Origin of the sequence: Nocardioides lijunqiniae (assembly GCF_015024225.1) — a bacterium.
GTDB lineage: Bacteria > Actinomycetota > Actinomycetes > Propionibacteriales > Nocardioidaceae > Nocardioides > Nocardioides lijunqiniae.
Genome location: NZ_JACJGM010000005.1, coordinates 136,311 through 155,970 on the forward strand (window position 1 = coordinate 136,311; position 19,660 = coordinate 155,970).

Below are 19,660 nucleotides of genomic sequence, written 5' to 3' on the forward strand. Positions count from 1 at the left end.
GCATGACCCCCATGGCAGACACCGACACTGTGGCCGACGTCGCCGTCATCGGAGGCACGGGCTTCTACTCCTTCCTCGACGACCCCACCGACCACGTCGTCGACACGCCCTACGGCGCTCCGTCCGCGCCGGTGTCGGTCGGTGAGGTGGCCGGGCGCCGGGTGGCGTTCCTGCCGCGCCACGGCGCCCACCACGAGGCGCCCCCGCACGCGATCAACTACCGCGCCAACCTCTGGGCGCTGCGCTCGCTGGGGGTGCGCCAGGTGCTGGCGCCGTGCGCCGTGGGCGGCCTCGGCTCCTCGGTGGCGCCCGGCGACGTGGTGGTGCCCGACCAGCTCGTCGACCGGACGCACCGCCGCATCGGCAGCTACGTCGAGACGGGTGCGGTGCACCTGCCCTTCGCCGACCCCTACTGCGCCGGGGTCTCCGGCGCCGTCATCTCCGCCGACCCCGACGTCACCGCGGGGGGCACCATGGTGGTCATCGAGGGTCCTCGTTTCTCGACGCGCGCCGAGTCGCGCGACTACGCCTCCCGGGGCTGGTCGCTGATCAACATGACCGGGGCCCCCGAGGCGGCGCTGGCCCGCGAGATGCGCCAGTGCTACGCCGCGATCGCCCTGGTCACCGACATGGACGCCGGCGCCGAGTCCGGCGAGGGCGTCGGCCAGGAGGAGGTCTTCGCCCTCTTCCGCGCCAACCTCGAGCGCCTCACCGGCCTGCTCACCGGCGCCATCGCCGCGCTGCCCGACCCCGACGGGTGCTCGTGCTCCTCGTGGGCCGACGGGGTCGAGCTCACCTACGACGTGCCGTAGGGCGTTGCCGCGGGTTGCGGTTTCACCAAGGTATGCAGGGAACGTGTCACTTTCCTCGGTCTGCAGCGCACGGGAAGTGACGTCTGGGCTGCATACCTTGGGGAAACCGCCCGCGGCACCGGCGCCCCGCCGCACACCCTTCCGCGGCACGCGAGACCGTCCTACAGTCCGAAGATGAAGCTCCGACTGACTCCCTCGTTCGTCGTCGCCGTGCTCGCCCTCGTGGTGGCCACCGGCGGCGTCGGCTACGCCGCAGGCCGGATCGGGTCCGCCCAGATCAAGGACAACAGCGTCCAGTCCAAGGACGTCCGCAACAACACGCTCACCTCCAAGGACGTCCGCAACAAGTCGCTCACCGGCCAGGACCTGCGGGAGGGCTCGCTCGGTCGCTCGACCACCTACACGCGCTGCGGCCCGGGTGAGCTGTTCATCTTCGGCGCCTGCGTCCTGCCCGCCCCCTACGGGCCGAGCGACTACGACATGGCCACGTTCATCTGCTCCGGCCTCGGGGGTCGGCTGCCCACGATCGCCGAGCTCCGCTACATCGCGGACCAGCCCGGGTTCACTTGGGCGGACGGCAACCCGGCGCAGTACGAGTTCACCAGCACCTGGACGACGGCCGCGCCGATCCATCCCATGGCCTTCGACCAGCAGGCCTTCAACTCGTACGGTGATGCGAGCGCCCAGGCGTTCCACTTCCACTGTCTCAAGCTGCGCTGACGACGAGCAGCGGACGCCGCGGTCACACCTCGACCGCGGCACCGGCCTTGCCGGCCTCGGCGTAGGAGCGCACCACCGAGGTGGTCAGGGGGAAGTCGACAGGGAGGTCGCGGAAGAGCAGCCGAGACGCGGTGGCGGCCGCGGCGCTCGCCTCGGCGGCCACCTCGTCGGCCAGCGCGGCAGGGGCGTGGATGACGACCTCGTCGTGGAGGAACAGGACGAGGTGCGGGCGGGAGGCGAGGGGGCCGGTCCCGCCGAGGCGCCAGAGCCGGTTGCGCAGGTCGGCGATCCAGCACAGCGCCCACTCGGCGCCGGTGCCCTGCACGACGAAGTTGCGGGTGAAGCGGCCGTAGGCGCGGCGGCGCCGGGCCTGCGCATCGGGGTCCGCCGACGGGCCGGAGGGCTCCGGCTCCCAGGCGTCGCCCAGGGTGTCGCCCAGGGCAGGGGCCCCGCGTCCCAGCAGCGTGCGCACCACCTGGCCGCGCTCGCCCGCGCGGGCGGCGTCCTCGAGCAGCCCGAAGGCCTCGGGGTAGCGACGCGTGAGGCCGGCGACCATGCGACCGCTCTCGCCGCTGGTGGCGCCGTACATGGCACCGAGGAGCCCGAGCTTGGCGTCCTGGCGGCTGCTGACGGCCCCGTCGTCGACCATGCCCTGGTAGAGGTCGGCCCCGCGCGCGGAGCGCGCCAGCGCCCGGTCGCCGCTCATCCCGGCGAGGACCCGCGGCTCGAGCTGGGCCACGTCGGCGACCACGAGCACCCAGCCGTCGTCGGCGACCGCAGCGGGGCGCACCTGCGCCGGGAACGACAGCGCACCGCCGCCGTTGGAGGACCAGCGTCCGGTGACCGAGCCGGCCGGCTGGTAGACGGGGCGGTAGCGACCGCCGCTCACCCACTGGTCGACCCACGCCCAGCCGTTGGTGGAGAACAGGTGCGAGAGCTGCTTGTGGCGCAGCAGCGGAGCGATGCACGGGTGGTCGAGCCGTCGCAGCGACGACGCGCGGGTGTCGGTGACCTCCAGGCCGGCCCGGCGCAGCGCTGACAGCAGCTCGGGCCGTGAGTCGGGGTTGAGGCCGGGGGCGGCGAGCGCCTCGCGCACCTCGGAGGCCACCTCCTCCAGGCGCTGTGGCCGGGCGCCTCGCGGCGGCCGCGGACCCAGCAGGTCGCCCAGCAGGCGCTCGTGGACGTCGGCGCGCCACGGGACGCCGGCGTGGGTCATCTCCGCGGCGACCAGTGCGCCCGACGACTCGGCGGCGAGCAGGAGGCCCAGGCGGGCCGCCTCGGGAGAGGCCGCCGCCGCCGCCAGCTGCCGCGCGTCCTCGAGGTCGGCACGCAGGTGCTCGGACGCGCCGTCGGCCGAGAAGAGGGTGGGCTCGGAGGGTGCCCGCGGCCCGAGGTGGTCCCACTGCTCGGACTCCTCCCCGGCCAGCAGCGCGCCGTCCACGGCAGGCGCCCGTCGCAGGAGGTGGTGCCCCAGGCGCAGGTCGTGGCAGCGCGCCACCCGCACGCCCGCGGCCAGCAGCGGGGGGTACCACCGGGCGGTGTCGTCCCACACCCAGCGCGGGCCGTCGGGCTCACGCTCCCGGACGTACGCCGCCAGGTCGGACAGGGCGATCTCCGAGCGGCCCTGCGGGTCGGTCACGAGCACGCGGTCGTCGGGAAGGCGCGAGAGCGCGACGCGGGTCATGGCGGCCCGACGAGCTGCAGGTCCAGCCAGGCGGCGAGGTCGGCGAGCTCGTCGTGGACGGCGCGGGTCATGGCGCGCGTGAACGGCACGTCCTCGTGCAGCGCGTCGACGCGCAGCTCGCCCTCGCGGCGGTCGGCGGTGGCGTCGACCTTGCCCACGAGCCGGTCGCCGTGGAGCACCGGAAGCGCCCAGTAGCCCCAGAGCCGCTGCTCCCTCGGCTTGTACATCTCCAGCTGGTAGTCGAACTCGAAGATCTCGTCCATCCGCCGGCGGTCGTGGATGAGGCGGTCGAGCGGGGAGAGCAGGGCGGTGCGGCCGGCGAACGGCTCGTCGAGCAGCTCGGGGTCGATGCGCCAGCGGCCCTTGACGCCCTCGACCACGGTCGGCTCGCCGGCCTCGCCCACGTGGCCCGGCTCGCCGGGGACCTGGGCGCTCCTCGCGCGGGCGATGCCCAGGGCTCGCAGCCGTCGCTCGTCGCGCACGCGCTCGGCCTCGTCGGCCGGCACGACCGGGTCGTCGGGGTAGACGCGCTCGGCGAGATCCCACAGGGTCTCCCGCTCCTCGCGTCCGGCCGCCGCGACCTCTCCCCGGGCGACGAGGAGCTTGAGCAGCATCACGACGTTGCGGTGGTGGTTCCAGCCGCTGGAGCGCCACGGGCGCTCGCAGGTGTCGGGCAGCTCGCTCGCGGGCAGTGGCCCCGACGTGCGCAGCCGGTCGAGGACGTCGAGCCGGCACGCGGTGTTGGCCTCGACCCACGCCCGCTGCTCCTCCTGCCAGGGCCGCAGCTCACCGCGCCCGGGCCAGTCGGCCATGTCGGCACGGAACAGCGCCAGGTCCTCGCAGGGCCGGAGGTAGCCGTGCAGCTCCAGGACCCGCTGCTCGTCCACGGCCGCGCGCAGCGCGTCGGGGGAATAGGTCGAGCCCAGGCGGCTCCACAGGACCAGGTCGGCGCTGGGTGCCACGTGGCGGGTGGGGTCGTCCTGGACCACCGTCAGCCGGCGCAGCACGGCCAGGAGGTCGGTGGGGCGCTCGGCCGTGAGCAGCTGACCGCGCAGCGCCAGGCGGCGCGCGTCGGTGCGGGAGAGCTCGTGGTCGGGCACGCGGTGAGGGTACGACGACGTACCGACTAGTGCCCCTGCTCCTCGCCTGGCTCCTCGTCGTGCTCCTGGCCGGGGCCCGCCGGCAGGGTGAGGTGGGCGGTCCGCACGACGCCGTCGTGCCGGAAGTCGAGGTACAGCTGGTAGGCGCCCTCGCTGGGCACCTCGACCCCGAAGTCCACCTCGGGCCCCGCCTGCGTGGTCCCGTCGCCGGGCTCGCCGGACGGGTGGACGTGCAGGTAGGCGAGGTCGCCCTCGCGCAGGGCGACCAGGTGCCCGTAGGCGCCGAGGTAGGGCTGCAGGTCGGTGACCGGCACGCCGTCACGGGTGATCGTCAGGCCCAGCTCGGCGTGCGCACCGGCCGTGAGGTCGCCGGCGACCGTGACGGTGTAGCCGTCGACGGTGGTGGTGCGGGTCTCGGGCTGGGGCGCCGCCGCGGCGGCGGAGCCCGGCACGGCGAGGTCCGCGCCCAGGGTCAGCGGCTCGCCGCCGGCGGGGGAGAAGTCGGCGAAGACCCGCCAGCTCCCGGCGGTGAGGTCGAGGGGCGTGGTCCAGGTGCCGTCGTCCGCGAGGGTCGGGTGGACGTGCTGGTAGCCCTCGAAGTCGCGGCGCACGGCGACCAGGTGCAGCCGCTGCTCGTGCTCGACGTCGTAGTCGGTGACCGCACCGTGCGGGCCCTGGATCGTGAAGGACAGGGTGCGGTCCCGGCCGGGGGAGAGCCGTGGGTCGGCGAGCACCAGGCGGTACCCGTCCTGCGCGGACATCAGCCCGCCGAGCAGGCCCACCGGGACGGCGTCGTGGGCGACGGAGCCGTCGTCGTGGGCGTCGCCGTCGTCGTGGGCGCTGCTCACCGGCTCGGTGTCCACGGGGCCGAGCGCGGAGCCGGCCGCGAGCGCGAGACCGAAGACGGCGGCGAGGCCCACGACGAACACCAGGACCCTTCGGGGTGTGGTGAGCTCCCTGTTCATGCGAGGTACTATACCCCCCTAGGGTAGCGACGCAAGGAGGACGCGGACATGACGCACGACCACGGAGCGATGGGCCACGGCGCGGGCTCGGGCCTGAACGCGATGGCGGCGAGCGCCACGCTGCACTGCCTGACCGGCTGCGCCGTGGGCGAGGTGCTCGGCATGATGATCGGGGCGGCGGTGGGACTCTCCACCGTGGCGACGGTCGTCCTGGCCGTGGCCCTGGCCTTCCTGTTCGGGTACTCGCTGTCGACCCTGCCGCTGCTGGCCTCGGGACTCTCGGTGGGCGCGGCCCTGTCGGTGGTGCTGGCGGCCGACACCCTGTCCATCGTCACGATGGAGCTGGTCGACAACGGCGTGATGATGCTCGTGCCCGGAGCGATGGAGGCGACGCTGGCGGAGCCGGTGTTCTGGCTGAGCATGGCGCTCGCGCTGGGCGTCGCCTACGCCGCCGCCTACCCGGTCAACCGGGCCCTGCTGGCGCGGGGCAGGGGGCACGCGCTGACGCACGACTTCCACGGCGCCCCCGTGGTGCGCCGCTGGGTGCCGACCCTGGGCACCGCCACCCTCGCGGTGGCGATCGGTGCCTTCCTGGTGGGCGGCCTGGTCGCCTCCCTGTCGGTGCCCGACGAGCCCGCGCCGTCGCAGCGGCACGCGGAGGGCGACACGCCGCACGCCAAAGCGTGAGTCGAACAGGTGTTCGGGTTAGGTTGGTCTCCGTAAGCAGGCGCAGCCACCCCGCCGACACCGACGCTGTCCACAGCCCCGCTCCTCGCGGCACCGGACTGTCGGCGGTCCGGTCTAGCGTCCAGCCAGACGACAACGACAACCGACGAAGCTCGCTCACACAGACGAAGGACGGACACATCATGGCTGGTGGAGACCGCGACAAGGCCCTCGACGCGGCACTGCTCAACATCGAGAAGCAGTTCGGCAAGGGGTCGGTCATGCGCCTCGGCGACGAGACCCGCGCCCCCCTGGAGGTCATCCCCACGGGGTCGATCTCCCTCGACGTCGCCCTCGGCCTCGGCGGCCTGCCGCGCGGCCGCGTGGTGGAGATCTACGGACCGGAGTCCTCCGGTAAGACGACGGTCGCCCTGCACGCCGTCGCCAACGCCCAGCGCGCCGGCGGCATCGTGGCGTTCATCGACGCCGAGCACGCGCTCGACCCCGACTACGCGAAGAACCTCGGCGTCGACACCGACGCCCTGCTGGTCTCGCAGCCCGACTCCGGTGAGCAGGCGCTCGAGATCGCCGACATGCTGATCCGCTCGGGCGCGCTCGACCTGATCGTCATCGACTCCGTGGCCGCGCTCGTGCCCCGCGCCGAGATCGAGGGCGAGATGGGCGACAGCCACGTCGGCCTCCAGGCCCGGCTGATGAGCCAGGCGCTGCGCAAGATGACCGGTGCCCTCAACAACTCCGGCACCACGATGATCTTCATCAACCAGCTGCGCGAGAAGATCGGCGTGATGTTCGGCTCGCCCGAGACCACCACCGGTGGCAAGGCGCTGAAGTTCTACTCCTCGGTCCGCCTCGACGTGCGCCGCATCGAGACCCTCAAGGACGGCACCGACATGGTCGGCAACCGCACCCGGGTCAAGGTCGTCAAGAACAAGGTGGCCCCGCCGTTCAAGCAGGCGGAGTTCGACATCATGTACGGCAAGGGCATCAGCCGCGAGGGTGGCCTGATCGACGTCGGCGTCGAGGCCGGCCTGGTCCGCAAGGCCGGTGCTTGGTACACCTACGAGGGCGACCAGCTCGGCCAGGGCAAGGAGAACGCCCGCACCTTCCTCAAGGACAACCCCGACCTGGCCAACGAGCTGGAGAAGAAGATCCTCGAGAAGCTCGGTGTCGGCCCCCAGGTCGACGCCCCCGCCGACGACCTGAGCGACGAGCCGATCGGTGTCGACTCCTTCTGAGCCCGACCCCTGGCTCGGCGACGTCCGTGACGGGGTGGCGGCGTGGACCCGGTCCGCGCCACCGCTCCCGTCCGCGGACCTCCCTCCGGACCCCGTCGCCGACGGTCCGGACGCCGACCTGGAGTCGGTCGCCCGCAAGATCCTCCTGGACCAGCTGACCGGTCAGGCCCGCTCCCGCAGCGAGCTCGCCACCAAGCTGGCCAAGAAGAACGTCCCCGACGACCTCGCGACCCGCCTGCTCGACCGCTTCGAGGAGGTCGGCCTCGTCGACGACGAGGCGTTCGCCCGCCTCTGGGTCGCCAGCCGTCAGCCGGGCAAGGGCCTGGCGCGACGGGCCCTCGCCCAGGAGCTGCGCCGCAAGGGCATCGACGACGAGGTCGCCCGCGAGGCGCTCGACGAGATCGACCCGTCGGAGGAGGAGCACTCCGCGCGCCTGCTGGTCCGCAAGAAGCTGCGGACCCTCACCCGCGTCGACGACACCACCGCCACCCGACGCCTCGTCGGCATGCTCGCCCGCAAGGGCTACGGCTCCGGCCTCGCCTTCTCGGTCGTCAAGGACGAGCTCCGCAACGCCGACCGCGACGCCCCCGACCTCGACGTGTAGCCGGGCAGCGAGGGGGCGACGCCCCGCGCGAGCGGATGCCACAATCATCGCGTGGCCGACGAGCGCGAGATCCTGACCTACGAGATGTTCGGCGGCGCGGTGCGCGACCTGGCGCAGCAGGTGGCCGACGACGGCTACGAGCCCGACCTGGTGCTCTCGATCGCCCGCGGCGGGCTGGGGCTCGGGATGGGCCTGGGCTACGCCCTGGACGTCAAGAACCTCTCGGCGGTCAACGTGGAGTTCTACACCGGCGTCGACACCCGCCTGGACGTGCCGATCATGCTGCCGCCCACGCCGGCGGCGGTCGAGCTCGCCGGCCTCAAGGTGCTGATCGCCGACGACGTCGCCGACACCGGCAAGACCCTGGAGATCGTGCGGGAGTTCTGCGCCGACCACGTGGCCGAGGCACGGATCGCGGTGATCTACGAGAAGCCGTGGACGGTCGTGAAGCCCGACTACGCCTGGCGGCGCACGGAGCGCTGGATCGACTTCCCCTGGTCGAGCTCTCCGCCGGTCGTGCGACGCGGTGGTGCCGCGGACGCATGAGCGGGGCGACGACCCGCCTGGTCGTGCACGACCGGGGGCACGAGCTGCTGGGCGCGGTGCACCCGGGGGAGTCGTGGGCCGCGGCCGCCCGTCGTACCGTCGCCAGCCTGCACGCCGACCCGGTCCCGGTCGACCTGTCGGGCGAGGTCAAGCAGTTCCGTCTCGACCACGACAACCGCGTGACAGTCCGACCCATGACCCCCGGCGACCTCCCCGACGTCGCGCGCTGGCGTGCGGCCGAGCACGTGCGCCGGTGGTGGCCGGGCGACGGGGCGGCGACGCTCGAGGCCGTCACCGCCACGTACGGACCCTCGATCGACGGGATGACCCCCACGCGGATGTACGTCGCGGAGGTCAACGGCCGCTCGATCGGCTTCCTCCAGGACTACCGGATCCGCGACTACCCCGACTTCGCGATGCTGGCGCCCGACCCGGACGCCGTCGGCGTGGACTACGCGATCGGCGAGACGGGCTGGCTCGGGAGGGGGTTCGGTCCGCGCATCCTGTGGGCGTGGATGCCCCGGGCGCTGCGCCGCTTCCCGGACGCCCGCTGCCTGTTCGCGGCTCCCGACCACCGCAACACCGCATCGCTGCGGATCCTGGAGAAGGTGGGCTTCGCCCCGGGGGTGTGGTTCGACGAGCCGCAGAGCGACGGGGGCGTCGCCACCATGGTCGGGTGCACCCTCGACGTCGCGACGGTCCTGGCCTGAGCGAGCCGGGTCGGCCTGGGATAGTGCTCCCATGACCCTCGCCACCGTCGAGCCCCTCGTGCGGCTCCCTCCCGGACCCGTGACGCTCGCCGACATCCCCGCGGACGGCAAGCCCGGCTTCGACGGCACCAAGGAGGAGGGGGAGGCGGCGCTGGCCGCACTGGGTCCCGAGCTCGCCGACGTGCAGGAGCGGCTCTTCGCGGAGCGCACCACCGGCTCGCCGCGACGGATCCTGCTCGTCCTGCAGGGCATGGACACCTCCGGCAAGGGCGGGGTGCTGCGCCACACCGTCGGCCTGGTCGACCCGCAGGGCGTGCAGATCAAGGCGTTCAAGGCCCCCACCAAGACCGAGCTGAGCCACGACTTCCTCTGGCGGATCCGCAAGGAGCTGCCCGAGCCCGGCCACATCGGCGTCTTCGACCGTTCCCACTACGAGGACGTTTTGATCGGGCGCGTGCACGAGCTGGCCGACGCCGAGGAGATCGAGCGCCGCTACGACGCGATCAACGAGTTCGAGGAGGAGCTGGTCGCCGGCGGCACCGTGGTGCTGAAGGTGATGCTGCACATCTCCGCGGCCGAGCAGAAGGCGCGCCTCCTGGCCCGGCTCGACAACCCCGAGAAGTACTGGAAGTTCAACCCCGGCGACGTCGACGAGCGCGCCCACTGGGCGGCGTACCAGGACGCCTACGAGGTGGCGCTGGAGCGCACCAACACCGAGCTGGCGCCGTGGCACGTCGTGCCGAGCGACCGCAAGTGGTTCCGCAACCTCACCATCGCGCGGCTGCTGCACGAGAAGCTGCTGCAGATGGCGCCCACCTGGCCGGCTGCGGACTTCGACGTGGAGGAGCAGCGCGCGCGCCTGGTCAACGAGGTGCTGGTGACGTGATCCCGACCGTCTCCGTCACGCGCTACATCACGCCGCTGCGCGAGGGCGGCAGCCTCCCCGGTGTGGTCGAGGCCGACGACCTGGGCACCTACGTCTGCAAGTTCCGCGGCGCCGGTCAGGGCGTGCGGGTCCTCGTGGCCGAGGTCGTGGTCGGCGAGCTCGCGCGCCGCATGGGCCTGGACACGCCGCGCCTCGTCGCGCTGGACCTGGACCCGGAGATCGCCCGCTACGAGGCCGACGAGGAGGTCCAGGACCTCCTCAACGCCAGCCCGGGCCTCAACCTCGGCGTCGACTTCCTGCCCGGCTCCTTCGGCTACGACGGCGACCTCCCGGCGGGTGCGGGCGACGCGGCGGCCGTCGTGTGGCTCGACGCCTTCTGCGCCAACGTCGACCGCACCTGGCGCAACCCCAACCTGCTGGTGTGGCACGGCAACCTGTGGGTCATCGACCACGGCGCGTCGCTGTACTTCCACCACGCCTGGTCCGGTGGCGTCACCGACCCCGCACGCTTCGCCGCGCAGCCCTGGGACCCCAGCGACCACGTCCTGCTCGACCGGGTCCGCGACCTGAGCGGCACCGACGAGCGGCTCAGCGCGCTCGTCACGCCCGAGCTGCTGACCGAGGTCGTCGCCCAGGTGCCCGACGTGTGGCTCGAGCCGGTGCCCGGCACCGAGGACCCCGAGGCCCTGCGGGCGGCGTACGTCGCCTTCCTCACCGCCAGGCTCGGCACCCGCCAGTGGCTCCCGACGGTGGCCGGCTGATGTCGCGCCTCGCCTACCAGTACGTCGTCCTGCGCTGCGTGCCGCGCGTCGAGCGCGAGGAGTTCCTCAACGTCGGGGTGGTGGTCTACTGCCAGGCCGCCGACTACCTCGCCGCCGCCTGGAACGCCGACCGCGAGCGGTTGCAGGCCCTCGACCCCCGCCTCGACGTCGACCGGGTGTGTGACGCGCTGGCCTACGTCGACGCGATCTGCGCCGGCGACCCGCGCGGGGGATCCGCCGCTCTCCAGCCCCGGGGCCAGCGCTTCGGCTTCCTCAAGGCCCCCAAGAGCACCGTCCTCCAGCCCGGCCCCGTCCACGGCGGCGTCACGACCGACCCGCCCCGGCAGCTCGAGCGCCTCCTCAGCCAGCTCGTCGGCTGACGGACGAGGGTCGCGCGGGGTCCGGGGGTTGAGGAAGGCGCGCTAGCGCCTGTCTCGAAACCCCGCGCGGGGGCTTGATGCGCAGGTGCGCCGTCCGGAGGTTTCGAGACGGTTGCTGGCGCAACCTCCTCAAGCAACGGGGTCGGAACCCTCAGACAGGCACGAGCTCCACGGCGCCGACGGCGTAGCGCGCCAGGATGGTGCGGGCGACCTCGGGGTGGGCGCCGAGGGGCTCGGCGACCGCCACGGCGCCGGCCTCGAGAGCGAGCTCCGCGGCTCGGTCGACCAGGGCCCCGGGGGCCAGGAAGAGCGACGCGACGGCGATGTGGCGACGGCCTTCGGCGCGGAAGGCGCGCACGGCCTCGCCGGTGGCCGGCGGGGCGCTGGCGGCGTAGGCCGCGCTGACGGGCAGCTTGTGGTGAGTGCCCCACAGACGGGCCAGACGGGCGACGGCCTGGTTGGCCAGCGGGTCGGTGGAGCCGGCCGCGGCCAGGACGAGCGCGTCCAGCTCACGCACGCGGGAGCTGCGCAGCGCCTCGCGCAGCCGCTCGTCGAGCACCTCGAGGAAGCAGGCCTCCAGCCCGAGGATCGACGTCACGCGGATCTGCAGGCCGGGGTGGCGTCCGGTCGCCTCGGCGACGGCCGCGGGCACGTCGACGGCACCGTGGTAGGTCTCGCTGAGCAGCAGGGGGACGACGACGATCTCGTCGTGCCCGGCCTTGACCAGCCGGTCGACGACGGTCTGGAAGTGGGGCTTGGCGAGGTCCAGGAACGCCTTCTCGACGCGCAGGTCCGGGCGCATGGCCTTGACCTCGGCGACGAGGGCGGTGATGGTCTTGGTCGACCGCGAGTCACGACTTCCGTGAGCCAGGGCCACCAGTGCAGGAGCAGCCATCAGCGCGGCCTCCTCTCGTGAGCGGGTGGAGCAGAGACACCGACGACGCTGTCGGGGACGTGGGACCGGGAGTCGTTCATGAGTGGATCCCGCACTCGGTCTTGGTGGTGCCGGCCCAGCGCCCGCTGCGCGCGTCCTCGCCGGGGGCGACGCGTCGGGTGCACGGAGCGCAGCCGATCGAGGGGTAGCCGTCGTAGACGAGCGGGTTGACCAGCACGCCGTTCTCGGCGATGTAGCGCTCGACCTGCTCGTCGGTCCACCGCGCGAGCGGGGAGACCTTGACCTTGCCCTTCTTGGCGTCCCAGCCGATGACCGGCGCGATCACGCGGTTGTGGGTCTCGGCGCGGCGCAGCCCCGTCGCCCAGGCGTCGTACGACGCCAGCGAGTCGGCCAGCGGCTTGACCTTGCGCAGCGCGCAGCACAGGTCGGGGTCGGTCTTGTAGAGGTCCTTGCCGTACTGCGCGTCCTGCTCGGCCACCGTCTGCACGGGGGTGATCGTCAGCAGGTTGACGTCCAGGGTGGCCTGCACCGCGTCGCGGGTGCCGATGGTCTCCACGAAGTGGTAGCCGGTGTCGAGGAAGACCACGTCGACGCCCGGGACCGTCTTGGCGGCCAGGTCGGCGAGCACGGCGTCTCCCATCGAGGAGGTGATGCAGAACCGCTCGCCGAAGGTGGCGGCGGCCCACTCGATGATGTGCTCGGCCGGTGCGAGCTCGAGCTCGGCGCCCCAGTGGGACACCAGCTCGCGCAGCTCCTCGGGGGAGCGGCCGGCGGTCAGCGAGCCGCGGTTGGCGCGGGCTGCCGCGGTGGTGGCGGTGGTCATGCCTTCACCTCCCGCCGCAGCATCCCGAGCATCGTGACGGTGAACGCGCGCTGGCACGACCGACACTCCCACGCGCCCTTGACCGAGGAGTCGTCCGACTCGTGGGGCCACAGGTTGTCGTCGGCGCAGTAGGGGCAGTGGAACGGCACGGCGCGCTCGGTGCTCATGCCGGACTCAACGCCTTCTCACCGCGCAGCAATTCCTCGTCGGCGCGCGCGACCCACGTCGCGAAGCGCTCGCCCTCGGTGCGGGCGGCCAGGAAGTTGCCGACGACGACGGTGATGTAGTCGTCGAGACCGGCGCTGGTCACCTTGTGGGCGCGCAGCTTGCGGCCGAAGTTGGCGTCGAGCCCGGTGGCGCCGCCGAGGTGCACCTGGAAGCCCTCGACCTGCTCGCCGTCGGACATCACGAGCTGTCCCTTGAGGCCGATGTCGGCGACCTGGGTGCGGGCGCAGGCGTTGGGGCAGCCGTTGACGTTGACGGTGATCGGCGTGTCGAGGTCGGGGAAGCGCTTCTCCAGCTCGCCGACGAGCAGGCGGGCCCGCTCCTTGGTGTCGACGATCGCCAGCTTGCAGAACTCGATGCCGGTGCAGGCCATCGTGTTGCGGCGCCAGTTCGACGGGCGGGCGCTGAGGCCGATCTCGTCGAGCCGGGCGACGAGCGCCTCGACCTTGTCCTCGTCGACGCCGATCAGCACGATCTTCTGGTACGGCGTCAGGCGGGCGCCGGCCACGCCGAACTCCTCGATCAGGTCCGCCAGCTGCACCAGGAGCGAGCCGGACACCCGGCCGACCGTGGGCGCGATGCCGACGTAGAACTTGCCGTCCTTCTGGGGGTGGACGCCGATGTGGTCGCGGTGGCCCACCGGGGTCGGCGGCGAGGGGGTGGAGACGAGCTCGCGCCCGAGGTACTCCTTCTCCAGCACCTCGCGGAACTTCTCGACGCCCCAGTCGGCGACCAGGAACTTCAGCCGCGCCCGGGAGCGCAGCCGCCGGTAGCCGTAGTCGCGGAAGATGCCGGCCACGCCCGCCCAGGCGTCGGCCACCTCGTCGAGCGGGATCCACACGCCGAGCTTGGCGGCCAGCATCGGGTTGGTCGACAGCCCGCCGCCGACCCACAGGTCGAAGCCGGGGCCGTGCTCGGGGTGGACGGTGCCGACGAAGGAGATGTCGTTGGTCTCCGGGCACACGTCGTGGCCCGGGTGGCCGGTCACCGCGGTCTTGAACTTGCGCGGGAAGTTGGAGAAGTCGGGGTTGCCGATGAAGCGGCGGTAGATCTCCTCGAGCGCGGGGGTCCCGTCGATGATCTCGTCGGTGGAGACGCCCGCGACGGGGGAGCCGAGGAACGGCCGGGGCGAGTCGCCGCACGCCTCGAGGCTGCTCAGGCCGGCGGCGTCGAGCCGGTCCCAGATCTCGGGGACGTCCTCGACGCGGATCCAGTGGTACTGGATGTTCTCGCGGTCGGTGACGTCGGCGGTGTCGCGCGCGAAGTCGACGCCGATCTGCCCCAGCGTCCGCACCGCCCCGGCGTCCAGCAGCCGGCCGTCGGAGCGCACCCGCAGCATGAAGTACTCGTCGTCGAGCTCCTCCTCGCCGAGCGTGGCGGTCTTGCCGCCGTCGAAGCCGGGCGCCCGCTGCGTGTACAGCCCCATCCACCGGAAGCGGCCGCGCAGGTCGGCGGGGTCGATCGAGGCGAAGCCGCGCTTGGAGTAGATGTTGATGATCCGGGCGCGGACGTTGAGCGGGTCGTCGTCCTTCTTGGACTGCTCGTTCTTGTTCAGCGGCTCGGTGTAGCCGAACGCCCACTGACCCTCGGCCCGCTTGGGGCGGGGGACGTCGGTGTGGGCCGGGGGCTGGGCCTGGAAGCGCTGGTCGGGCATGAGGAGCTGGTCCTTCGCTGAGTGCCGCGCGGCGCCTGCTCAGCAGGGGCGCGGGATGATCGGGGTGGCGTCGTTCAGCGGGGCCAACACATCGCGCTGCGCGTACGCCCGAAGTCCACGTGGCGACGTACCACGAGGTAGGCGTGCGTCCGGGCGCTGATCATGTCAAGCAGTCTCACGGTGCGGACGCCCTTCTCACAAACCGGAATCCCATGATGTGGACGGCGCGTCCATCATGCGAGACGCCGGCACTGGGGCGACGCCTGGAGCTGCCGGTCGTGGGGCGTACGTCACACGGCCGGCCCGCAGGCTCGCTCCGCGCAATGGCCCATTCAGGTCATGCGCCCCGCAGCCGCGCGGAGGACGGTGGAGGGAGTCGATCCCACCACCACCAGGAAGAGGCCCGCACCATGACCAGTCCCACGACCCCTCGCTTCCTCAGTCGCGAGAACCTCAGCCGAGACGTGCGCACCGCCGTCGTCGCCCTCCTCGTCAGCGTCCTGGCGATGGCGAGCCCCAGCGTCGCCGCCAAGATCAAGAACGCCGACAAGGTCGACGGCAAGGACGCCGTCGGGGCGGCCGCCTCGGTCAAGCAGCGCAAGGGCAAGCTCGTGGCCACCAACCGCAAGGGCTACCTGCCCGACAACATCATCAGGAGCGCGCGCAACGCCGACCGGCTCGACGGCCTGGACAGCGCGGCGCTCGTGACCAGGACGGCCGCGCGCGGCGAGGTCCTGCGCGGTGAGTGGGCCGCGTGGGGAGGTGGCAGTGCCGGCTACGTCGAGGACACCGTCTCCTTCGGCAAGACGCTGCCGGTCCGGGTCCCGTCCACCAGGATCACCGTGCTCGATGAGGGCGCCCCGTTCACCGCCAACTGTCCCGGCCCCGGACAGGTCGTGCCCCGCGCCTGGCTGTGCGTCTACACCAACACCCAGGGCGGCGTGACCGGGCTGAACGGCTACAACGCGTCCGACGGCAGCAACCACACCTCGACGATCGGCTTCGGCGTCTACGGCGACTGCATCAGCGCGTCCTGCTACCAGTACGGCAGCTGGGCGGTGCGCGCCGGCAGCGCCGCCGACGCGCCGCCGCGGCCGGCACCTCGAGCCGCGTCCAACCCGCGATGAGGTTTCGGCCGTGACGGCGGCGCTGGCTAGGCTGCCGTCATGGCCGACCTGAACGCCCTGACCAGCAGCGCCTACTCCCAAGCTCTTGAGGTGATCGCCTCGGTCGAGCCCCGCATCGCGGAGGCCACCCGCCAGGAGCTGGCCGACCAGCGCGGCTCGCTCAAGCTCATCGCCAGCGAGAACTACGCCTCGCCCGCGGTGCTGCTCACCATGGGCACCTGGTTCAGCGACAAGTACGCCGAGGGCACGGTTGGCCACCGCTTCTACGCCGGCTGCCAGAACGTCGACACCGTCGAGACCCTCGCGGCCGAGCACGCCCGCGAGCTGTTCGGCGCCGAGTACGCCTACGCCCAGCCCCACTCCGGCATCGACGCCAACCTGGTGGCCTTCTGGTCGATCCTCGCCCACCGCGTCGAGGGTCCCTGGCTGGAGAAGGCCGGCTCCAAGAACGTCAACGAGCTCACCGACGCCGACTGGGAGTCGCTGCGCAAGGAGCTGGGCAACCAGCGCCTGCTCGGGATGAGCCTGGACGCCGGCGGCCACCTGACCCACGGCTTCCGCCCCAACATCAGCGGCAAGATGTTCCACCAGCAGCAGTACGGCACCGACCCGGAGACCGGGCTGCTCGACTACGACGCGCTGCGTGCCAAGGCCCGCGAGTTCAAGCCGCTGATCCTGGTCGCCGGCTACTCCGCCTACCCTCGCCGCGTGAACTTCGCGAAGATGCGCGAGATCGCCGACGAGGTCGGCGCCACCCTGATGGTCGACATGGCCCACTTCGCCGGCCTGGTCGCTGGCAAGGTGTTCACCGGCGACGAGGACCCCGTGCCGCACGCCCACGTCGTCACGACCACCACCCACAAGAGCCTGCGCGGACCGCGCGGCGGCATGGTGCTGGCCACCGAGGAGTACGCCCCGTCCGTCGACCGCGGCTGCCCGATGGTGCTCGGCGGCCCGCTCTCGCACGTGATGGCAGCCAAGGCCGTCGCGCTGGCCGAGGCCCGCCAGCCGGCGTTCCAGACCTACGCGCAGGAGGTCGCCGACAACGCCAAGTCGCTGGCCGAGGGCTTCCTCAAGCGCGATGGCGACCTCGTCACCGGCGGCACCGACAACCACCTGGTGCTGCTCGACGTCTCGCGCTTCGGCCTGACCGGTCGCCAGGCCGAGTCGGCGCTGCTCGACGCGGGCGTCGTCACCAACCGCAACTCCGTCCCGGCCGACCCCAACGGCGCCTGGTACACCTCCGGCATCCGGCTCGGCACCCCCGCGCTGACCACGCGCGGCTTCGGCCACGACGAGTTCGACCGGGTCGCCGAGCTGATCGTCCACGTCTTGCAGAACACCCAGCCCGGCACGACCAAGGCCGGGGGGCCGTCCAAGGCGTCCTACGTCCTGGCCGACGGCGTGGCCGACAAGGTCAAGGACGCCTCGGCCGAGATGCTGGACAAGCACCCGCTCTACCCCGGGCTCGAGCTCTCCTAGAGGCAGCGGTACTCCAGCTCCGGCCGTCCGCCGGAGCCGTAGCGCGGCTGTCGCTCGGCGCTGCCGGTGTCGGCGAGGTGCTCGAGGTAGCGCCGGGCGGTGACCCGGGAGGCGCCGACGACGGCGGCGACCTCGCTCGCCGACAGCGGTACGTCGCTCGCGCGCAGGGCGGCGGTGACCTCGCGCATGGTGTCGACGCTCATGCCCTTGGGCAGGTCGGCGCCGGCGACGGGTCGCAGCGAGCCGAGCATCCGGTCCACCTCGTCCTGGGCCACCTCGTCGGTCGCGGCGTCCAGCTGGGCGCGGTAGGCGGCGTACTGCTCGAGCTTGGCGCGGAAGGTCGCGAACGTGAACGGCTTCAGCAGGTAGAGGACGACCCCCTGGGCCACCGCGTGCCGCACCACGTCGGTGTCGCGCGCCGCCGTCACCGCGATCACGTCGCACAGCTGGCCCGCGGCGCGCATCCGCTGCAGCAGCCCGAGCCCGTGGCCGTCGGGGAGGTGCATGTCCAGGAGCACCAGGTCGACGGCCGCGTCGGAGGCGAGGAAGCGCGCCGCCTCGGCGGCCGACCGGGCGGTGCCGGCCACCTCGAAGCCGTCCAGTCGGGCGACGTACGACGCGTGCGCCTCGGCGGCCAGCGCCTCGTCCTCCACGATGAGGACCCGGGTCGTCACGTCGCCGCCTCCGGGCGCGGCAGCTCGACGGTGAAGCGCGCCCCGCCGAGCGGTGACCCGTCCACCCGCACCCGACCGCCGTAGCGCCGAGCGACCTGGGCGACCAGCGCCAGGCCGACGCCACGGCCGCCGGAGGCCTTGGTGGACCAGCCGCGCTCGAGCGCGTGCGCGGCCTCCTCCTCGTCCAGGCCGGGGCCGCTGTCGCCGACGACCACCCGAAGCAGGTCGCCGTCGGTCTCGAGCGACACCTCGACGCGGCGGGTGTCGGACCCGGTGACGGCGTCGAAGGCGTTGTCGAGGAGGTTGCCGAGCACGGTGACGAGCTCGCGGGAGGAGACGGCGGCGTCCTCGGGGATGCGGCCGGTGATGCCCAGCTCGATGCCGCGCTCCACGGCCTCGGAGGTCTTGCCCAGCAGCAGCGCGGAGACCACGGGGTCGCCCACGGCCCCGACGACGCGGTCGGCGAGCAGCTGGGCGACCTGGAGCTCCTCGGTCGCGAAGTCGACCGCCTCCTCGGGCCGGCCCATCTCGATGAGCGACACCACGGTGTGCAGGCGGTTGGCGGCCTCGTGGGTCTGCGAGCGGAGCGACTCGGTGAGCCCCCGCACGACGTCGAGCTCGCCGGTCACGGTGCGCAGCTCGGTGTGGTCGCGCAGCGTGACGACCGAGCCGACCTCCCGGCCCTCCCACGCGGCGGGCGACGAGGAGACCAGGAGCATGCGGTCGCCCGCGAGGTAGAGGTCGTCGGGGTGCGGGGTGCGACCCAGGGCGGCGGCGACCAGGGCCGGTGCCAGCCCGAGGTCGTCGAGGCGCCGCCCGACCACGTCGCCCGGCAGGTCGAGCAGTCGCCGCGCCTCGTCGTTGACGAGCTGGACCCGGCCCTCGGAGTCCAGGAGCAGCAGCCCCTCGCGCACGGCGTGCAGGACCGCGGAGTAGTACTCGTACATCCGGGTCATCTCGCGCTCGCCCAGGCCGTGGGTCTGGCGCCGCAGCCGGCGGGACACCAGCCAGGCGCCGAGCAGGCCGGCGCCGAGCACCAGCGCCGCGGAGACGCCGATCAGCACGAGGTCGTCGCGCAGGGCCCGGTCGATCGACGAGATGGTGATCCCGACCGAGACCAGGGCGACCACGCGGTCGCCGTCGTGGACCGGCACGACCGAGCGCATCGAGGGGCCGAGCGTCCCGGCGTACTCCTGGGTGAACACCCCGCCCCCGGGCGCGTCGCCCAGGTCGCCGACGAAGCGCTCGCCGACCAGTGAGGCGGTGGGGTGGCTGAAGCGGGTGCGGTCCAGGCCCATGACCACCACGAAGTCGGTGCCGGTGTCGACGCGCACCTGCTCGGCGTAGGGCTGGATCGCGGCCGAGGGCTCCGCGTCGTCGAGGGCGTCCACGACCGCGGGGGAGTCGGCCACCGCCTGGGCGACCCCGACCACGCGCTCGACCGCGGAGTCGCGGGCGTCGCGCCGGGCGTCGTACGTCGCGAGGGCGAGGGAGACCACGACCAGCAGCAGCACGACGAGCACCTGGAGCAGCAGCACCTGGCGAGCGACCGACGTCTCGCGGCGGCGCACGCGGGTGCCCGCGGCGGTGTCCACGAGGTGATTGTGCCCCACCGTCTCCGGGCACTGCGTGAACACAACGACCACAAGGGTGACCGCGGTCACAGTCGGCGTGATCGTGGTCACCGTGC

General features: G+C 72.8%; 21 protein-coding genes. 12 read left to right on the forward strand and 9 right to left on the reverse strand.

Annotated elements, in window-relative coordinates; translation table 11 throughout:
• The first annotated feature begins 2 nt into the window (after positions 1 to 2).
• Together IRQ30_RS04320 and IRQ30_RS04325 are read left to right on the forward strand one after the other, a co-directional pair.
• Positions 3 to 812 carry an S-methyl-5'-thioadenosine phosphorylase gene (locus tag IRQ30_RS04320; protein WP_227466948.1) on the forward strand — a complete coding sequence of 270 codons (810 nt, stop codon included), beginning with the start codon at positions 3 to 5 and terminating at the stop codon, positions 810 to 812.
• Positions 813 to 986: 174 nt separating this feature from the next.
• Positions 987 to 1,532 carry a hypothetical protein gene (locus IRQ30_RS04325; protein ID WP_193611791.1) on the forward strand — a complete coding sequence of 182 codons (546 nt, stop codon included), beginning with the start codon at positions 987 to 989 and terminating at the stop codon, positions 1,530 to 1,532.
• Positions 1,533 to 1,554: 22 nt separating this feature from the next.
• On the opposite strand, the gene IRQ30_RS04330 is transcribed toward IRQ30_RS04325, so the two are convergent.
• From IRQ30_RS04330 to IRQ30_RS04340, 3 genes are read right to left on the reverse strand one after another with little or no spacing between them, the layout of a single operon-like run.
• A complete protein-coding gene (locus tag IRQ30_RS04330; protein ID WP_193611792.1) occupies positions 1,555 to 3,216 on the reverse strand; it encodes a bifunctional 3'-5' exonuclease/DNA polymerase in 1,662 nt (553 codons plus the stop codon).
• Positions 3,213 to 4,316 carry a DNA glycosylase AlkZ-like family protein gene (locus IRQ30_RS04335; protein WP_193611793.1) on the reverse strand — a complete coding sequence of 368 codons (1,104 nt, stop codon included), beginning with the start codon at positions 4,314 to 4,316 and terminating at the stop codon, positions 3,213 to 3,215. The genes IRQ30_RS04330 and IRQ30_RS04335 overlap by 4 nt, the downstream gene beginning before the upstream one ends.
• Positions 4,317 to 4,342: 26 nt before the next feature.
• Positions 4,343 to 5,281: a hypothetical protein gene (locus tag IRQ30_RS04340; RefSeq protein WP_193611794.1), complete on the reverse strand. Its 939-nt coding sequence runs from the start codon at positions 5,279 to 5,281 to the stop codon at positions 4,343 to 4,345.
• A gap of 48 nt (positions 5,282 to 5,329) precedes the next feature.
• Between IRQ30_RS04340 and IRQ30_RS04345 the strand changes: the two genes are divergently transcribed.
• From IRQ30_RS04345 to IRQ30_RS04380, 8 genes are all read left to right on the forward strand, one after another.
• The gene (locus IRQ30_RS04345) at positions 5,330 to 5,968 is read left to right on the forward strand and encodes a DUF4396 domain-containing protein (protein WP_227466949.1); all 639 of its coding nucleotides are present in this window, start codon (positions 5,330 to 5,332) and stop codon (positions 5,966 to 5,968) included.
• Positions 5,969 to 6,147: 179 nt separating this feature from the next.
• Entirely contained in the window at positions 6,148 to 7,203 is a 1,056-nt protein-coding gene (recA, locus tag IRQ30_RS04350) for a recombinase RecA (protein ID WP_338087772.1), read from the forward strand.
• Entirely contained in the window at positions 7,187 to 7,807 is a 621-nt protein-coding gene (locus tag IRQ30_RS04355) for a RecX family transcriptional regulator (RefSeq protein WP_193611795.1), read from the forward strand. Before recA ends, IRQ30_RS04355 begins: the two co-directional genes overlap by 17 nt.
• A gap of 51 nt (positions 7,808 to 7,858) precedes the next feature.
• On the forward strand, positions 7,859 to 8,353 hold the full coding sequence (locus IRQ30_RS04360; RefSeq protein ID WP_193611796.1) for a phosphoribosyltransferase family protein: 495 nt from the start codon (positions 7,859 to 7,861) through the stop codon (positions 8,351 to 8,353).
• Positions 8,350 to 9,063: a GNAT family N-acetyltransferase gene (locus IRQ30_RS04365; protein WP_193611797.1), complete on the forward strand. Its 714-nt coding sequence runs from the start codon at positions 8,350 to 8,352 to the stop codon at positions 9,061 to 9,063. The genes IRQ30_RS04360 and IRQ30_RS04365 overlap by 4 nt, the downstream gene beginning before the upstream one ends.
• Positions 9,064 to 9,094: 31 nt before the next feature.
• Positions 9,095 to 9,949 carry a PPK2 family polyphosphate kinase gene (locus IRQ30_RS04370; protein WP_193611798.1) on the forward strand — a complete coding sequence of 285 codons (855 nt, stop codon included), beginning with the start codon at positions 9,095 to 9,097 and terminating at the stop codon, positions 9,947 to 9,949.
• On the forward strand, positions 9,946 to 10,710 hold the full coding sequence (locus IRQ30_RS04375) for a HipA family kinase (protein WP_193611799.1): 765 nt from the start codon (positions 9,946 to 9,948) through the stop codon (positions 10,708 to 10,710). Before IRQ30_RS04370 ends, IRQ30_RS04375 begins: the two co-directional genes overlap by 4 nt.
• Positions 10,710 to 11,090, forward strand: a complete 381-nt coding sequence (locus tag IRQ30_RS04380; protein ID WP_193611800.1) for a DUF3037 domain-containing protein — start codon at positions 10,710 to 10,712, stop codon at positions 11,088 to 11,090. The genes IRQ30_RS04375 and IRQ30_RS04380 overlap by 1 nt, the downstream gene beginning before the upstream one ends.
• A 151-nt stretch (positions 11,091 to 11,241) precedes the next feature.
• Here the strand turns inward: IRQ30_RS04380 and IRQ30_RS04385 are convergent, their stop codons facing one another.
• The 4 genes from IRQ30_RS04385 to IRQ30_RS04400 all read right to left on the reverse strand — a co-directional run bounded on the left by IRQ30_RS04385 (position 11,242) and on the right by IRQ30_RS04400 (position 14,687).
• A complete protein-coding gene (locus IRQ30_RS04385) occupies positions 11,242 to 11,985 on the reverse strand; it encodes a sirohydrochlorin chelatase (RefSeq protein WP_193611801.1) in 744 nt (247 codons plus the stop codon).
• Positions 11,986 to 12,061: 76 nt separating this feature from the next.
• Positions 12,062 to 12,808, reverse strand: a complete 747-nt coding sequence (locus tag IRQ30_RS04390) for a phosphoadenylyl-sulfate reductase (protein ID WP_193611802.1) — start codon at positions 12,806 to 12,808, stop codon at positions 12,062 to 12,064.
• Positions 12,805 to 12,975 (reverse strand): hypothetical protein, encoded by a 171-nt coding sequence (locus IRQ30_RS04395; RefSeq protein ID WP_193611803.1) that lies wholly within the window; start codon positions 12,973 to 12,975, stop codon positions 12,805 to 12,807. The genes IRQ30_RS04390 and IRQ30_RS04395 overlap by 4 nt, the downstream gene beginning before the upstream one ends.
• Positions 12,972 to 14,687 (reverse strand): nitrite/sulfite reductase, encoded by a 1,716-nt coding sequence (locus IRQ30_RS04400; protein ID WP_193611804.1) that lies wholly within the window; start codon positions 14,685 to 14,687, stop codon positions 12,972 to 12,974. Before IRQ30_RS04400 ends, IRQ30_RS04395 begins: the two co-directional genes overlap by 4 nt.
• Positions 14,688 to 15,097: 410 nt before the next feature.
• Between IRQ30_RS04400 and IRQ30_RS04405 the strand changes: the two genes are divergently transcribed.
• A complete protein-coding gene (locus IRQ30_RS04405; protein ID WP_193611805.1) occupies positions 15,098 to 15,814 on the forward strand; it encodes a hypothetical protein in 717 nt (238 codons plus the stop codon).
• 39 nt (positions 15,815 to 15,853) lie between these two features.
• A complete protein-coding gene (locus tag IRQ30_RS04410; protein WP_193611806.1) occupies positions 15,854 to 17,296 on the forward strand; it encodes a glycine hydroxymethyltransferase in 1,443 nt (480 codons plus the stop codon).
• Here IRQ30_RS04410 and IRQ30_RS04415 read toward each other — a convergent pair.
• Both IRQ30_RS04415 and IRQ30_RS04420 read right to left on the reverse strand, forming a co-directional pair.
• A complete protein-coding gene (locus IRQ30_RS04415; protein WP_193611807.1) occupies positions 17,293 to 17,970 on the reverse strand; it encodes a response regulator in 678 nt (225 codons plus the stop codon). The genes IRQ30_RS04410 and IRQ30_RS04415 overlap by 4 nt on opposite strands.
• A complete protein-coding gene (locus IRQ30_RS04420; RefSeq protein WP_193611808.1) occupies positions 17,967 to 19,565 on the reverse strand; it encodes an ATP-binding protein in 1,599 nt (532 codons plus the stop codon). The genes IRQ30_RS04415 and IRQ30_RS04420 overlap by 4 nt, the downstream gene beginning before the upstream one ends.
• Positions 19,566 to 19,660: the final 95 nt, after the last annotated feature.

Coding starts and splice junctions, on each gene's coding strand:
- IRQ30_RS04320 (WP_227466948.1), top strand. CDS start 3: ATGACCCCCATGGCAGACACCGACACTGTGGCCGACGTCGCCGTCATC.
- IRQ30_RS04325 (WP_193611791.1), top strand. CDS start 987: ATGAAGCTCCGACTGACTCCCTCGTTCGTCGTCGCCGTGCTCGCCCTC.
- IRQ30_RS04330 (WP_193611792.1), bottom strand. CDS start 3,216: ATGACCCGCGTCGCGCTCTCGCGCCTTCCCGACGACCGCGTGCTCGTG.
- IRQ30_RS04340 (WP_193611794.1), bottom strand. CDS start 5,281: ATGAACAGGGAGCTCACCACACCCCGAAGGGTCCTGGTGTTCGTCGTG.
- IRQ30_RS04345 (WP_227466949.1), top strand. CDS start 5,330: ATGACGCACGACCACGGAGCGATGGGCCACGGCGCGGGCTCGGGCCTG.
- IRQ30_RS04365 (WP_193611797.1), top strand. CDS start 8,350: ATGAGCGGGGCGACGACCCGCCTGGTCGTGCACGACCGGGGGCACGAG.
- IRQ30_RS04370 (WP_193611798.1), top strand. CDS start 9,095: ATGACCCTCGCCACCGTCGAGCCCCTCGTGCGGCTCCCTCCCGGACCC.
- IRQ30_RS04380 (WP_193611800.1), top strand. CDS start 10,710: ATGTCGCGCCTCGCCTACCAGTACGTCGTCCTGCGCTGCGTGCCGCGC.
- IRQ30_RS04385 (WP_193611801.1), bottom strand. CDS start 11,985: ATGGCTGCTCCTGCACTGGTGGCCCTGGCTCACGGAAGTCGTGACTCG.
- IRQ30_RS04390 (WP_193611802.1), bottom strand. CDS start 12,808: ATGACCACCGCCACCACCGCGGCAGCCCGCGCCAACCGCGGCTCGCTG.
- IRQ30_RS04395 (WP_193611803.1), bottom strand. CDS start 12,975: ATGAGCACCGAGCGCGCCGTGCCGTTCCACTGCCCCTACTGCGCCGAC.
- IRQ30_RS04400 (WP_193611804.1), bottom strand. CDS start 14,687: ATGCCCGACCAGCGCTTCCAGGCCCAGCCCCCGGCCCACACCGACGTC.
- IRQ30_RS04405 (WP_193611805.1), top strand. CDS start 15,098: ATGACCAGTCCCACGACCCCTCGCTTCCTCAGTCGCGAGAACCTCAGC.
- IRQ30_RS04410 (WP_193611806.1), top strand. CDS start 15,854: ATGGCCGACCTGAACGCCCTGACCAGCAGCGCCTACTCCCAAGCTCTT.